This is a genomic window from Synechococcus sp. R6-7 (genome assembly GCF_047461695.1).
In the GTDB taxonomy this organism is placed as follows: domain Bacteria; phylum Cyanobacteriota; class Cyanobacteriia; order Thermostichales; family Thermostichaceae; genus Thermostichus.
The window spans coordinates 1-682 of record NZ_JANSHS010000551.1; the positions used below are offsets into that span (position 1 = coordinate 1).

At 61.3% G+C, this 682-nt stretch carries 1 protein-coding gene; it reads right to left on the bottom strand.

What is annotated here, in order from left to right:
* Positions 1-682, bottom strand: a 682-nt coding sequence (locus NW815_RS14050; RefSeq protein WP_414416156.1) for a hypothetical protein, incomplete at both ends; no start/stop codon positions are given.

The window sequence follows — 682 nt, forward strand, 5'->3', positions numbered from 1 at the left end:
CCACCAGAGCAGAGCCTTGAGCATCCACCTGAAAGTCACCACAGTGGAGGAACTCGCCATTATCCAGCTTGAGCCAGAGGGAGTAGCGCTCCCCCGCCACCGGTTGGGGCAGATCCCGTGCGGCCAAGATAACCTCCTGCCAGTCTCCTGGGCGAAACAGCACATTGGCCGTCCCCACCTCCCCCTGCAAATGCACCAGACGGGATCCCGGCTGTTGCAGGAGATGGGATAATGCCCGCACCGATTCTAGCTGGGCCAGTTGCAGAGCTTGCCGCAGTCGCCAGTTGTCTAAGCTGAGCAGAACCAAAATTGCCGCCACCAAGCCTCCCAACCAGCGCCACCCCACCCCAAAAGCAGGCAGTGGAGAGTGAAGGGGGACTGCCATCTCCTGCTCGCGTAAGCCGATAGCCCCCACCTCTGCCATCACCTTATCGCGCAAGCTGGCAGGCGGGAGTACTCCTGGCAATCCGTAGGGCAACAATTCCAAGGTTTCTTGCAAGGCTTGCAGTTCGGCCACCAGCCGAGGGTCTTGAGTTAGGCGTGCCTCTAGAGCACTCGCCTGCTCGGGAGACAAGTCCCCCAGCAGATAGCCGGCCAGTTCTTCCCGTTCCTCTGTTAAAGGGGGCGAGGTGGATAAGGACTCCGTCCCGCCGACGCGAAAGGACTCCGTCCCGCTGACGCG